Source organism: Bacillus sp. MM09(2025), assembly GCF_050496725.1.
GTDB lineage: Bacteria > Bacillota > Bacilli > Bacillales > Bacillaceae > Bacillus > Bacillus pumilus.
Genome location: NZ_JBNWEN010000004.1, coordinates 1635063 through 1648665, shown reverse-complemented (window position 1 = coordinate 1648665; position 13603 = coordinate 1635063). Strand labels below are relative to the sequence as shown.

Sequence of the window (13603 nt, the reverse complement as noted above, 5' to 3'; positions counted from 1 at the left end):
TAAGGGAACTTCATCATAATTGGCTATTTTTTCAAATCCTCAATCGAGTTGACGTTCTTCATATATGTCGGAACAACTAGACCCATGCGAAGACCTTTCATACTTGTGCCTAGATCATCATATTTCCCTTTAAACTTCGCTGCATACGTTTTATGCGTATTTGGCAGCCAAGCAGATAACGAGGCATCCGCACTTCCAGTTGCAATTGCTGTCCACATTGGGCCTGCTTCCACCTGAGTCAAGGTCACTTTAAATCCGAGCTCACGCAGTACTTCTGCAGCAACATTGGTACTTGCAATCTCACTATCCCACGCAACGTAGGCAAGATTGACTTTTTCACCATTCGACTTTTTCACGCCTTTTGTCCATTTCGCTACTTGGTCTTTATGTTTTTTCACATATTTAACGGCGGCATCCTTTGGATTGATACCATCTTGGATATCCATCATGACTTCGCCCATGTCATCTTGAGACCATTTAAACTGACCAAGCATTTTGGCTGCATCCGGCTGATCCTTTGCAAACCCTTTACGTGAAATCGTATGAATCTCTTCCGCTTCACCGTAAGATTTCTTTGGATCATCTAAATATTTTAAATCATAACGAGAAAACATCCAGTGTGGATTCCAGCCAGTAATGATGATTGGCTTTTTACGGTCGTAAGATTTTTTGAGCGTTGCAGTCATGGCTGCACTTGATGCAGACACAACCGTCCAATCCTCTAAGCCGTAATCCTTTTTCGCTTGATCCGTGAGCGCCATAATCCCTGAACCAGGATCAATGCCGATAATGGTTTTATTCACCTGCTGTGCTGCACTCGCATTTGAATCTGACTTTGCACCACAGGCCGCTAGTAAAAAGACAAGCAGGGCGGTCATCCCAATGTAGAGAGACTTTTTCCACATTAAGCATTCCCCCTGGTTTTTTTCGTTTTAATGTTTTGTGTAATACGGTCAAGTGTAATTGCCACAATAACAATGGCAATACCCGCTTCAAAACCAATTCCTGTTTTTAGCTGCGTTACCGCACTATATACTTCTGAACCAAGTCCTGGTGCACCTACCATTGCCGCGATGACGACCATTGATAGAGCAAGCATGATACTTTGGTTAATACCAGCTAAGATGGTTTTTGTTGCAAGTGGAAGCTGAACTTTGAACAAACGCTGGAATGTCGTTGAACCAAAGGCTTCTGTTGCTTCAATTAAATCAGATGGTACTTGTTTAATACCGAGAATCGTCATACGAATCGTTGGCGGCATGGAGAAAATAACGGATGCCACAACTCCAGGTACAACGCCAATGTTAAAGAAGAAGATTGCTGGTAATAGATAAACGAATGCAGGCATGGTCTGCATTAAATCTAAGATAGGTGTCACAATTTTACGCACAGTTTCCTTCTGTGATGCCCAAATACCGATCGGAACCCCAATCACGATAGAAATGACCACAGCTGTTAAAACGAGCGCAAGTGTTTGAAGCATTGGCTGCCAGTAGCCTAAATAGTCGATCAGCAAAAATCCAATAAGTGTGAAAAGAGCAATTCCTCTTGTACTGATCCACCAAGCTAGCCCTGCAAAAATAAGTGTCAAAATAATAGATGGAACCACGCCAAGTACTGCAACAATTCCATTTACAGTTCCTGCCAATCCATTTGTGATCCCATCAAAGAAACCACCAAAAGTTAATGTTAACCAGTCAACAAATTGATCGATGTAATCCGCGAACGGAATTCTAGGTAAATCACTCATACTAAACATCTTATTCTACCTCCTGTGCAGAAGGCTCTTGTGTTTTAATTTCCTCAAGCTTGTTAGAAGACATGTTGATATACTCATCATTACCTGATAACGCACCAATTAATGCACCTCTGACCACAATACCCTTCATTCTGTTTTTCTCATCGACAACGGCAATTGGAATATTTGCCGCATCAGACACTGCATCAAAGATTTCTGTTAAATACGTAGACTCCAATACAGTTGTAAATTCTTTATCAAGAACAGTTTCGAGCGACGTATTCGTTTCTGCCGCCTTTTTCGCCGCTTGTGCAGAAATAACACCTAATAAATGCTTTTTCTTATCGACTGCATAGATTGACGAAATTCCAAGGTTTTTCATGAGCGTAAGTGCAACACGAGCCCCTTTGTCGATCTGAACTGTTTCTGCACGTTTCATAATATGACCAGCGGTTAATACTTTAGAAAGGTCAACATCTTCAACGAAACGTTCAACATATTCATTCGATGGGTTCATCAAAATTTCTTCTGGTGTTCCGATTTGAACGATATTTCCGTCCTTCATGAGCACAATGCGGTCGCCAATCCGAAGCGCCTCATCTAGATCATGGGTAATGAAAATGATCGTTTTCCCTACAGATGTATGAAGCTCAAGCAATTCATCCTGCATGTCTTTACGAATTAATGGATCGAGTGCGCTGAATGCTTCATCCATTAATAAAATGTCAGGATCATTTGCTAATGCACGTGCCAATCCAACACGCTGCTGCATCCCACCACTTAATTGGTTTGGATATTGCTCTTCAAAGCCTTCAAGTCCAACAAGCTTTAAAGATTCAAGCGCTTTTGAGTGGCGCTCTTCTTTGTCTACACCTTGTAATTCAAGACCATACTCTGTGTTCTCAAGAATGGTGCGGTGCGGGAACAATGCGAAGTTTTGGAAGACCATGCTGATCTTTTTACGTCTAACTTCACGCAATTGATCCTTTGACATATTCGTTATCATATCCCCATCAATATATATTTCTCCGGAGGTTGGTTCGATTAACCTATTTAGCAGCCGCACAAGTGTGGACTTTCCGCTCCCTGATAGCCCCATGATGACAAATATCTCGCCGTCATACACATCAAAATTTGCTCGATTGACACCAACTGTTGCGCCGGTCTCTTTTAGGATCTCTCTTTTTGTTTTCCCTTTTTCAAGCATTTGAGATGCTTTTTTAGCATTTTTACCGAAAATTTTAGATACATTATTTATCTTGATTTTGATAGTTCTCTCTTCAGAATTCATATTTTCCCTCCAAATTAGCATCTTAATAACCGTAACATAAGCGTTATGATGCGAACAATCTTTAGAATTCGCTTATTTCCGCACAATATGTATGAATTCCATATAAGAGGTCTGGTGATTAGAGTTTATACGCCGTATTGCTCGTAAATCCTATAGAATGCTTCATAAACAACATATTTTACGGGGTATTTCCTCTCATCAGACAATATTTTACTTGAAATTCCTAATTGTGCTAAAAAATAACTCAAATCCTCACCATAGCGGACTTTTTCAAACATAGGTGAACCATTCCCCTGAACAGGATTTACCCGAAAATGGTCACATAGAAACCTTTTTCATTCAAATTTTAATTAAAATATTAAAAAACTGCCTGCAACTTTAGTTACAGACAGCTTATTTTTTAGGACTCTAGGGCAGCTCGCTTAATATTATCTTGCAATTCAAGCATACGCTTTGTTCCATCTTCGCGTAATCGTTTGTTTTCTTCTTCGATCTGTTTCGTCTCTTTCATTCCTTGTACAATCGTATTAAAGGAAGATTCGATCGTTTCAATGTCGATACTTGGACGTCCAGACAATTTGGCAATCTCCACACTTTGGCTTGAGATGTTTTCAGCATTTCGTTTCAGCATTTCATTTGTTCTTCTATCCAGCTCACTCATTGAATCAGCCACAAGCTTTTGTCTCTTCGCTGTCACAGCTTGAATGATGCCATTTTTAAAGATCGGAATCGTGATGATGAACGCTGAGTTGATTTTACCGATTAGTTTCGTATTACCACGTTGCAGCAGGCGAATTTGCGGTGCCGTTTGAAGAGCCACCATCCGTGCCATATCAAGGTCATATACACGCTCTTCCAACGCTTGAATGCCGTTACGAAGTGTATCAAGCTCCATTTGTGCCAGCTGGTTTCCACTAGCTGCTTTTTCTTCATAAGAAGGAACCAATTGCTTTAATTCCTCGATTTTCATTTGACCTGCAACGACATACTTTTCAAGCTCCATATAGTATTGAATGTTATGCTCATACATTTCTTCAAGCGTCACAGTCGATTTGGTCATTTCGTCTTTATATTTACTGATTTCTACATTAATTTTTTCAATTTCTGCACCGAGCGTTTGGTATTTACTGAAAATCTTTTCAATCATGCTGCCGCCGCGCTTAAAGATTTTTGACAGTAAACCACCCTTTGGCTCGTCAAAATCATTTTTATCAAAACGATCCATAATTTTTCCAAGCTGCGTCAGCATCGTTCCTGAGTCAGTGACACTAGTTGAGCGCATCATCGAAAGAATACGATCAGAGAACTTAGAGATTTCAACGGCTGGCTGTTTTCCGTATTCAAGCAGCTCCAGTTGATTTTTCGCATCGATCTGTCTTGCAATATTTTGCACTTCTGGTTCATTTCGAAGCTGAACGCGAATATCGTCTGCTTTCTCAATGGAGATTTCCTCTTTATCAATTGAAATGATGTCATTTCCGTTTGTATTTGTCATAAGCTTTGATCTCCTTATCGGTTTTTAATGGATTGAAATAATTTTCTGACGATGGATGGCTCTTTAAACTCCTGGTTCATGACCATCTCATCAAGCCAATGGGTATCAAATAATTGGTCATCTATATACCGCTCGATACACTGGTATCCCGCCGGATGATACACGAAGAGATCCACACCCATTTCATTTAGAAAAATGAGGGCAGCCGCATCAGAACGAGTCAGCTCACCATTATATTCCGTATGATATAAAATCACTTTCGGTACGGTTTGTGCATAATCAAAAGTTTGAATGAGTTCAATGAGCTCCTGGCCGATATGCAGTACCTGTTTGAATAAATAAATACGGACATCTGATTCAGTCTCATTGCCTTCTTTTAATAGCTTCGGATGCTGACAGATTCGAGATACCGCCTCTGCTATCGCACGCTGCGTCCCCTCATATAGATGAGAAAACTGCCACACATTGCTTTTCATTAATAATTCAGGATCAATCTCTCCAGCAGACGAAAGGGCATGCTGATAATGAAATTGATAATTCGAAGACACTTCTTTCGTAAAAGGAAAATGGCGAATGGTCTTCGTTTCTTTCCATTCCATTAACGTGTGGATACGATCCCAGTATTCACGCTTGTCTCGTGTGACCCCCATCATTTTCGCAAAGAGATTCGGAATCTGTATCGTATCACGGTCTGCTTGAAAATTAGGGCGGATAAAGGAGCGTTCCTTTGCAATTAAAAACAGTTCATCATACGTTGTCTTCAGCGTAATAGAATGAGGGGTATGATCTCTGAATTGCCACGGCTTATACAGCATTGAATCTTCCGTATGGAGCACCTCTTCAAGCTCTCTAGTCGAGCGGTACGCCACCGTTGATTTCCTCTCAGGCTTTTCAGTAGGGAACGGTTCCAGCTTTGAAGTCCCCGGATACTGATCAATAAAAGTCAGCTTTTCTTCTGGATCTAGTTCGCGGAATGAATCCTCGCCCTCTGGATGAAATAGCACAACATCACAGCCAATCAGCATGACATAGTAAAGAAAATAAAGCTGACTTTTATTCGCCTCTCCATACCAAATGACAGCCGGCATTTTTTCTTCTATATTGACTTCCTTCAGCCATGGACCTAGATGATTATTTGAGAACTTTACTACATCCAGCAAAACCCGGCGAAAATCGGGATGCTGAAATCCCCCTTCATGCAGCTGTTTGAAATGCTCAAACACCTTAATCAATGAAAGGCGGATATGCCGGTTCATCACAGGATTTGGATGGCGTACAATCAGCTGTTCACCATCTAAGAAAGCCACAAAGCGATTCACGGACAATCCCTTTTCTTCTTGGTTAATTAAATGAATGCGTTGAAGCGCTTGAAAATGCTCCGGCTCAATATGACGATTGAGCGTTTCACTTAAAATATGAATGCCATCTGTTTCATATAATTCATGTAAATAAATAAAATAATCGGTTGCATCATGTGGAGTTCCAAGGACCCGGGCGGCGAGACGCGGCAAGGACAATGTATGCTCGTCCTTTACATAACCGTCTCTTTCAGGGAGCGGCTTTTTCAGCACGTTTTTCCAGGCTTCCTGCTCCGCCCGTGTTTGGTTAATATTGATTTCTTTATAACTCACGCCGCTCCTTCCTTTCTCCTATATTTTCTTGAAAGCTACTACTATCATATCATTCACCCTTCTACTTCTGCTATCGAATCGAAGGCTTTTTTGCGGTTGTCATCTGCTTCATGACACAAGCCGTGATTTCATCTGCTGCTGCCATGCCAGATGCTGCAGTCGGCTCAAGCAATGGATCAAAGTCGAGCACTTCTCCATGCCTTGGGGCAAAGCCCATATCTGCCTGTCGAATGAGTCCTGCATCTAAGAGGGAATCACCCGCACCATATACATATTCAAGCGCTAGACGTTCCTTTAGAAAAGCAACAGCATCCCACTTATTGAGCGGTGCCGGAATAAAATAAAGCTTCCGCCCTTGTAGAGACACCTGCCAGCCTCTCTCCTCGCCCCACTGCTTCAATTCAGCAAGGGGAATGCGAGACAGATACTCATCCTTCATAATCAAATAAAGAAATCTTCCCTCGGCTGTCCGGGTACGCTTCACCCATGCCGCAACTGGCAGTTCGGAGATGGCTCTTAGCATCTCTCTGACTGACATACACGCTTTGAGCCTCTCATCAACAATGACCTGCCAATCCTCAAGCGGCTTGCCGTGATGAAGGATACAGCCCCCATTTGTCGTGACGGCATACTCCGGTTTGATCTCTTGCTGAAAGAAGGTGATTCGTTCATACTGAGCGGTCGTTCTTGTCGTCACTGGAATGAACCAGCCCAATTGATGAATCGTCTGTAAGGACTTCTTCGTTTCAACCGACATATAGGAAAGCGGACGTTCATCCAGCACCTCAACTAATTCATAATCTCCTTCATACTCATATTGATTCAGCACTCGATGTGAGTAAATCAGTGTCCTGTCTAAATCACTGGCAAACGCACTTGTCTTCATGACATCTGCTCCAGCGGACGAATGAGTCCACAGCATGTATAGGACATATTTTCATATTCAATGACAGGAACGCCTCTGTCCTCTGCCAGAAGCAAAATATGCTTTAGCTTCTCCTGAGATCCAGGCTGTATCAAGATTTTCCAAGGGATTCTTCTCAGCAGCACACGGGTCGTCTCACCAACACCGGGCTTAATCAAATGGGTGTTTTCAATTTGAAACTCCTGACCGATCGCTTCAATAGACGCCATCCCCCGCCAATCCGCAGGCATTCCTTGCGTGAGGATGGTCTCTGCTTTCTCTTCTATATTTGGTTCGAGGCTAGAAAAGGCTTCTTCAATTGTATCCACATACAGATTGGACACATCCTCATCAAGCAGCTCTTCATAATATTTTGCCCCATGGAAATCATCGGCATTGATCCAGCGGTTGTTTAGTACCGTCCGACTAACAAGTCCAGATACAGTCGAATTCAGGCAAGCACTAGGAATGAGAAAGTCCTCTCTCGTTCCGTAGACATGTGTACAATAGCCAGGATCAGCGAGTACAGCCAGTTCACTAGAAAGACGAATCCCGTACTTTCTTTCAAAATCAATCACCGCTTTTTGGAGCTCTCTCGAAATCGCACCTTTTCCGGTCCATCCATCAATAAAGGCAATCTCATAGCCCGGATGTTCCTTGAGCATATAATGCAGCGCATTCTCATCTATTCCTCGATCACGAATGATAGAAATGCTGTAATGAGGCAGTTCAAGACCATATGTCTTTCGAATATATCGTTTGATGAGCACCCCAATCGGCGTTCCCGCTCTAGCCAAACTGCAAAGCACCGTTTGGAAGCCTCGCTTTTTCACAATCTGTTCGGCTACTACAGCTACTGCTTCTGCTACCTTTTCCTTACTTTCTTTGAGAGATTCATAGAATAAATCCATATAAGATTTCGTTGGTTTATATTCAATCGGCAGCATTTCTGAATAATGCGCACCACTCTGAATGGAACGCTCCCGCTCCTCTGTACTTTTCTCCATCTCAATGGATGATAAATCTTTGAGTAAAAAGGTTACATCCTGCTCTGGATAGCTTCCCATCTTTGTATACACATTAGCCATTCACCTTCACCTCGTCTGATAAAGTCACAATATGCACATGCTTCACATGCCGCTCAGCAAATAAATGAACAAGCGGAAGCAATGCCTCCTGAGAGACCTTTTTCTCAAAGAAGAGAAATACATCATCATATTGACCTTTTGGTATGTTGTACACGTAGTGCTGAATTCGGGCATCCTCTGGACTTACAAAGGTGAACCCATTTTGAACAGCGTAACCATCCTTTTCAACGGGATGAATTGGGCTTCTCGTCGTTGAATGAAAGAGAACGCCCTCTCCCATATATGCAGCCAGTCTCATCGGTACATACATCAGCTCACCTGTTCCTAAACAAAGTGTCTGCTTTCCTTTGCGTTCCTTCTTCATTTTCAGTCCAGCCTCTGCAGCTGCTTGGTCTATGGCTGCTGTATCTGCTGCGTTTAAACCAAAACGACCCGTTTCATGTATATATGGCGAATGACCAGCCGAATTGGTTGCATGAGAACGTGCATACGGCACTTGCTGAAAGAAAGATTGAAGAGAGTGAAAAGAGAGATTTGGCAGATCCTTTTGCTCAGCAATCTCATACGAATAAGCTGGTTCATCCAGTGTTTTGCCCCGAAAGACCATTTGCCCTTTTAATAAAGACAATGAAGTGATGTGAATACCAAGTTCCTTTTCAAGCTCACACATGGCTTTCTCGTGCTCCTCTGTCCGCCAGTCTAAAATAGACAGAATCGTGTAAGAATGCCGCGGGTGCTTTGCATGAAGATCCCGAATGATATTGATATTCGTACGGCCTGTCGTGACTTCATCATCAACTAGCACGATGGGACGGTCTGTGCGAAGTAATGCTTCGTCTGCATAACAAAGCTGATCCGTTGCATGCGAATGCTCTTCTTCAAATACCAATGAAGGATCAAGATCCAGCAGCTGTTCACGTGTCGTATGAATGTAAGATGCATCTTCTAATACGTCATACACACCGTGCCCAAGAGCTGTGGCTGTTTCTGCAAAGCCGATCACGATCGGCTGTTTTCCTACTGAGAGCTTCTCTTTTTTGAGCGCTTCATAGGCTTTAGTTAATACCATGTGGTCATCTGTCTTGAGTGCTTCTGCCAAAAGGTCTTGATGTGGTGACGTCTTACCTGTTTGCTCTTTGGCATACGCCATGGCTAAAAGGCCCGAGACAAGGAGCGGTTTTACTGGATGAACAGGAATGTGCTTACCGAGCACCTTACTAACGAATAAAAAGGCTCTTTTTTTGTTCACCCTTGCAGCCATGTCAAAAAGATGCTCTTTTTCTAGCTGAAGCGCACCTTCTTTGAGATCAAGCTCAACTTCCATATGTTCCAAGATGCTCAGCGTATGCGGCTTCTGCTTCTGTGAGTATGTCGATATAGCTTCTATTTTCATGAAACACCCCGTAAATATCTGACTTCATTAAAATGTGCTCTGCCCACCTGTAATGGGGCTTCGTTTCATTCATTTTATTAGAGAAGGTACTCTTCATTACGCCAACTGTGCCGTCTGCATGTTCAAGAATGCTTAATGCATCCATATACTCTTCCTTCGTTACAACATACATGCTTTGAACCGGTTTGAGATGTGTTGGATGAATGACCGTCTTTCCATGAATGCCGTTAGCCACATCGAGTTTTGTCTCCTTGAGTAAACCTTGTACGTCATCAAATTCAGATGAAGACGATTCACCACTCTTATGAGAAAGTGCCCGTATGAATGGCTTTTGTTCCTTTCGTGTAGGGCCAAAATGCTCCCACACAGCACCTGATACCACAAAGGAACGGCCAAAATAATTGATGATATCTGTGATCAAATCAGCAATCAAATTGATCTCATAAATGGTCGTGTCACGATCACGGCGAATCCCGTACAAACCGCAAAGATCCGTTGCCCCAATGCGAATATTCAAAATATATTCCTCGTCATTCAGCAAGATCTGCTTTAATTCTGACAACACCGTATATCTCGTTTCTTTTTCTAGTAAATCGGGTGTTTCCAAAATGGGCAGCCCATAAAGTGCTGTCTGCGTTTGGGACGATGCCTGTTTCAAACTGTCCAAATAATCCTTCGCATTATGGACCGAGCACTTCGGGAACACAAAACCGGTAAGTAATTGAAGAGAGGAACCGAGCAAGTCTGCCATTTTAAGCAGCTGTTTCGGTGAACGAACGCGAATAAATATAAGAGGCAAATGTGCAGCTGTTTCAGGAGCTTGCGTGACTTTCTCTTTGAGACTGGCCAGTTGTGCCACTAGATTCTGTTCAGCCATGTCCACTTCTTGATCACCGATGGCATCCTCCAAGCAAAATACAACAGAGCAAAGTGCTTCATATTTCTGTGACAGCAGCATATCTGCTATATCTTGTCGTGTCGCAGGCATATACAAAGTAGCACCTAATGCATGCGCAAGTACATGCCTCGGTGTCTGTGAATGCATCGCCCCCGGCCGCTTGAAAAAAAGATCTTGCTGCCTCGCCTCTGATAAAAATCGAAAATACCGCATGCTGTGCCACCTCCTGTTGTTTAGAGAAAATCATTAACCTGATGATTCAAAAAAGGATGGAGCCTCTAGTCAACTCCATTCCTTTTTGATCATCCTATTCTTCTTTTGAAGCCGCAGCTTCGTTTGTCACATCTTGATGTTTCTTCTTATTGATTTTATGAACAATAAACGTCCCGATAAACGCTAGAATAATAATCGCAAAGAATGCAAGATGCGGAATTTCAATATGTGCAGCACTTAAGCCCATTTTGATGGCAATAATCCCGATGAGAATAAACGCGGTATTCTCAAGCTCTGGAATACGGTCAATAAGGACAAGGAATAACTGTGCCACTGTACGCATCATGAGAATGCCAAGCATTCCGCCTAAAAGCAGAATCCATACTTCCTCAGATACTGCGAATGCCGCAAGAATACTGTCTACCGAGAAGGCAAGGTCCATAATTTCCACAGAAATAACGGTTGCCCAGAACACGCCAAATACACGAATCATCCAGCCTTCTTTTTTCAATTCCTTCGCTTCGTCATCGCCGTCACCTAACCAGAAGTGCTTAATGACAAGCCATGCTAAATATGCAGCTCCGAGAACCTTAATCCACCAGAACTTAATAAGCAGCATCCCTACGCCAATGAATAGAAAACGGAAGAAATAAGCGCCAATTAATCCGTAGGTTAATGCCTTTTTACGCTGCTTTTCTGGTAAGTGTTTCACCATGACAGCTAATACAAGTGCGTTATCTGCTGATAACAATCCTTCAAGCACAACAAGGGTCCCAATGAGTCCCCAAGAGACAGGGTTTGTTAATACCTCTGCCCACATATGCCAATCAAAAAACGAGGCATAGGTGTCCAACATATGTTTCAAAATGTCCAACTGGTTTTCCTCCTATAAGTGTAGAAGCATCAGCAGGCTTTCGCCTGCTGTTATTCTTGATCGCTGTTTCTTTCTCACTTTGGAAAAGGTCCTCATATGAGTCATTGGCAGCGCCTCTTGAATCGATTGATTTCTCTCGTTTATACTTCTAACCCATAATTTTGACAAAGAGCTGCAAGTCCGCCAGAGAATCCGCTTCCGATGGCGTTAAACTTCCAATCGCTTCCGTGGCGGTATAGTTCACATACCACAACAGCTGTTTCAATTGAGAAGTCTTCCCCTAAATCAAAGCGAATCAATTCTTCCCCGCCCTCTTCATTTACAACACGAACAAACGCATTTGAGACTTGTCCAAAATTCTGGCTGCGTGTCTCTGCATCATGAATCGTCACTGTAATTCCGATACGATCAATGTTAGCAGGAATTTTCGAGAAATCAACGAGAATTTGCTCGTCATCTCCATCTCCTTCACCCGTACGGTTATCACCTGTATGAGTGACACTGCCGCTTGGATGCTGAAGGTTATTATAGAACACAAAGTCTGTATCTTGCTGACAACGATTGTTTGCATCCACTAAGAAAGCCGAAGCGTCCAAATCAAATTCGGCTCCACCAGAATATTTATTCGTATCCCAGCCAAGTCCGATCATCACCTTTGTCAGCCCTGGATTGGTTTTCGTTAAATCAACACGTTGTCCTTTTGAAAGCTGAATCGCCATATTCGTATCTCTCCTGTCTCCTGAAAATATGAAAACGGGTCGTTACCCGATATCTAAACCGAAGTCTGTTGCAATGCGGGCAAGTCCGCCTTGATAGCCCGATCCAACAGCCGAGAATTTCCATTCTCCGCCATGACGGTATAATTCACCTACAATAATCGCTGTTTCAATTGAAAAGTCTTCCGCCAAATCATAGCGAATGAGTTCTTCATTTGATGCCGCATTTAAAATACGGACGTAAGCGTTAGAAACCTGTCCAAAGTTTTGGCTGCGTGCTTCTGCATCATGGATTGTAATCACGAAGGAGATTTTCTCAATACTCGCTGGTACAGTTGAAAGATCAACATTGACCTGCTCGTCATCTCCATCTCCTTCACCTGTACGGTTATCGCCTGTATGTACGATACTTCCGCCACCGCCAGTTGTTTGATTGTAAAAGACAAAATCAGATGGAGAGTTTGCTTTCCCTGCTGCATCTAAAAGGAATACGCTTGCGTCTAGATCAAAGTCATGTCCGCCATCATACTTGTTTACATCCCAGCCAAGACCTACTACCACTTTTGTTAAACCTGGATTCGTTTTTGTTAAATCAATTTTTTGACCTTTCGCTAAAGAAATTCCCACTAGGAATCTCTCCCTTCTGATTAGATATAGTTTCTCGTAATATCGGCAAGCTTCGCATCATTTGTACCGTTTCCAACAGCCGCAAACTTCCAATCATTTTCATGACGATAAAGCTCTCCAACGATTAATGATGTTTTCCCTGCATACTCATCTTTTAAATTATATTTCACTAATTCTTGATTGTTTGAACGATCAACAATGCGAATGTACGCATTTTGAATCATACCAAAATGTTGATTTCTTCTAAGTGCATCATAGATGTTCACAACAAACACCAATTTATTCACATTGCCTGGCACCTTGCTTAAGTTGACGAGGACTTGTTCATCATCTCCGTCTCCTTCACCAGTCAGGTTGTCACCTGTATGCTCGACACTGCCACATTTGCTTTTCAAGTTGCCAAAATAAATCAAATCTTTATTTTCCGTAAATTTATCATTTTTCAGCATGAGCACTGAAGCATCACAATCAATATCAGCGCCGCCTCCACCGCCAAACAGCTTACCTAAAAATCCGCCGCCTTGTGATACAGGGTCCCAGCCAAGTCCAACAAGAATATTCGTCAGCCCTGCTTTGCCTTTTGTTAAATCAATACGTTGACCTTTTTCTAATGTAATCGCCAAATCAATCACTCCTCAAGCATAATAAAAATCTATTTATTAAGCGATGGACTCTATTAAAATCATCATACATGAAAATTCGACAAAATTCATGAAATGACCTTGGAGCCTCTTA

Annotated in this window: 13 protein-coding genes; all 13 read right to left on the bottom strand. The window is 42.4% G+C overall.

The window, feature by feature from the left end:
* Positions 1-23 precede the first annotated feature (23 nt).
* Complete coding sequence (locus ACQYAC_RS14840) at positions 24-905, bottom strand: glycine betaine ABC transporter substrate-binding protein (protein WP_058015242.1); 882 nt, start codon at positions 903-905, stop codon at positions 24-26.
* Positions 905-1750, bottom strand: a complete 846-nt coding sequence (opuAB, locus tag ACQYAC_RS14835; protein WP_058015301.1) for a glycine/proline betaine ABC transporter permease subunit OpuAB — start codon at positions 1748-1750, stop codon at positions 905-907. The genes ACQYAC_RS14840 and opuAB overlap by 1 nt, the downstream gene beginning before the upstream one ends.
* Positions 1751-1760: 10 nt before the next feature.
* Complete coding sequence (gene opuAA / locus ACQYAC_RS14830) at positions 1761-3029, bottom strand: glycine/proline betaine ABC transporter ATP-binding protein OpuAA (protein ID WP_169057439.1); 1269 nt, start codon at positions 3027-3029, stop codon at positions 1761-1763.
* A 400-nt stretch (positions 3030-3429) separates the two neighbouring features.
* Positions 3430-4524, bottom strand: a complete 1095-nt coding sequence (locus ACQYAC_RS14825; RefSeq protein ID WP_003217200.1) for a toxic anion resistance protein — start codon at positions 4522-4524, stop codon at positions 3430-3432.
* Between the two features lie 14 nt (positions 4525-4538).
* Positions 4539-6155: a YceG family protein gene (locus ACQYAC_RS14820; protein WP_169057440.1), complete on the bottom strand. Its 1617-nt coding sequence runs from the start codon at positions 6153-6155 to the stop codon at positions 4539-4541.
* Between the two features lie 70 nt (positions 6156-6225).
* The gene (locus ACQYAC_RS14815; RefSeq protein ID WP_429943553.1) at positions 6226-7041 is read right to left on the bottom strand and encodes an HAD family hydrolase; all 816 of its coding nucleotides are present in this window, start codon (positions 7039-7041) and stop codon (positions 6226-6228) included.
* On the bottom strand, positions 7038-8147 hold the full coding sequence (locus tag ACQYAC_RS14810) for a cysteine protease StiP family protein (RefSeq protein WP_429943552.1): 1110 nt from the start codon (positions 8145-8147) through the stop codon (positions 7038-7040). The genes ACQYAC_RS14815 and ACQYAC_RS14810 overlap by 4 nt, the downstream gene beginning before the upstream one ends.
* On the bottom strand, positions 8140-9471 hold the full coding sequence (locus ACQYAC_RS14805) for a phosphoribosyltransferase family protein (RefSeq protein ID WP_429943960.1): 1332 nt from the start codon (positions 9469-9471) through the stop codon (positions 8140-8142). Before ACQYAC_RS14805 ends, ACQYAC_RS14810 begins: the two co-directional genes overlap by 8 nt.
* The gene (locus ACQYAC_RS14800) at positions 9461-10651 is read right to left on the bottom strand and encodes an HpcH/HpaI aldolase/citrate lyase family protein (RefSeq protein ID WP_429943551.1); all 1191 of its coding nucleotides are present in this window, start codon (positions 10649-10651) and stop codon (positions 9461-9463) included. Before ACQYAC_RS14800 ends, ACQYAC_RS14805 begins: the two co-directional genes overlap by 11 nt.
* Before the next feature lie 94 nt (positions 10652-10745).
* On the bottom strand, positions 10746-11525 hold the full coding sequence (locus ACQYAC_RS14795; protein ID WP_012008834.1) for a TerC family protein: 780 nt from the start codon (positions 11523-11525) through the stop codon (positions 10746-10748).
* Between the two features lie 140 nt (positions 11526-11665).
* Entirely contained in the window at positions 11666-12244 is a 579-nt protein-coding gene (locus ACQYAC_RS14790; RefSeq protein WP_034664245.1) for a TerD family protein, read from the bottom strand.
* Between the two features lie 42 nt (positions 12245-12286).
* Positions 12287-12868 carry a TerD family protein gene (locus ACQYAC_RS14785; RefSeq protein ID WP_008342133.1) on the bottom strand — a complete coding sequence of 194 codons (582 nt, stop codon included), beginning with the start codon at positions 12866-12868 and terminating at the stop codon, positions 12287-12289.
* Between the two features lie 20 nt (positions 12869-12888).
* Positions 12889-13491: a TerD family protein gene (locus ACQYAC_RS14780; protein WP_058015234.1), complete on the bottom strand. Its 603-nt coding sequence runs from the start codon at positions 13489-13491 to the stop codon at positions 12889-12891.
* Between the last annotated feature and the right edge of the window lie 112 nt (positions 13492-13603).

Coding starts and splice junctions, on each gene's coding strand:
- ACQYAC_RS14805 (WP_429943960.1), bottom strand. CDS start 9,471: ATGGAAGTTGAGCTTGATCTCAAAGAAGGTGCGCTTCAGCTAGAAAAA.
- ACQYAC_RS14840 (WP_058015242.1), bottom strand. CDS start 905: ATGTGGAAAAAGTCTCTCTACATTGGGATGACCGCCCTGCTTGTCTTT.
- ACQYAC_RS14810 (WP_429943552.1), bottom strand. CDS start 8,147: ATGGCTAATGTGTATACAAAGATGGGAAGCTATCCAGAGCAGGATGTA.
- opuAB (WP_058015301.1), bottom strand. CDS start 1,750: ATGAGTGATTTACCTAGAATTCCGTTCGCGGATTACATCGATCAATTT.
- ACQYAC_RS14815 (WP_429943553.1), bottom strand. CDS start 7,041: ATGAAGACAAGTGCGTTTGCCAGTGATTTAGACAGGACACTGATTTAC.
- ACQYAC_RS14790 (WP_034664245.1), bottom strand. CDS start 12,244: ATGGCGATTCAGCTTTCAAAAGGACAACGTGTTGATTTAACGAAAACC.
- ACQYAC_RS14825 (WP_003217200.1), bottom strand. CDS start 4,524: ATGACAAATACAAACGGAAATGACATCATTTCAATTGATAAAGAGGAA.
- ACQYAC_RS14800 (WP_429943551.1), bottom strand. CDS start 10,651: ATGCGGTATTTTCGATTTTTATCAGAGGCGAGGCAGCAAGATCTTTTT.
- opuAA (WP_169057439.1), bottom strand. CDS start 3,029: ATGAATTCTGAAGAGAGAACTATCAAAATCAAGATAAATAATGTATCT.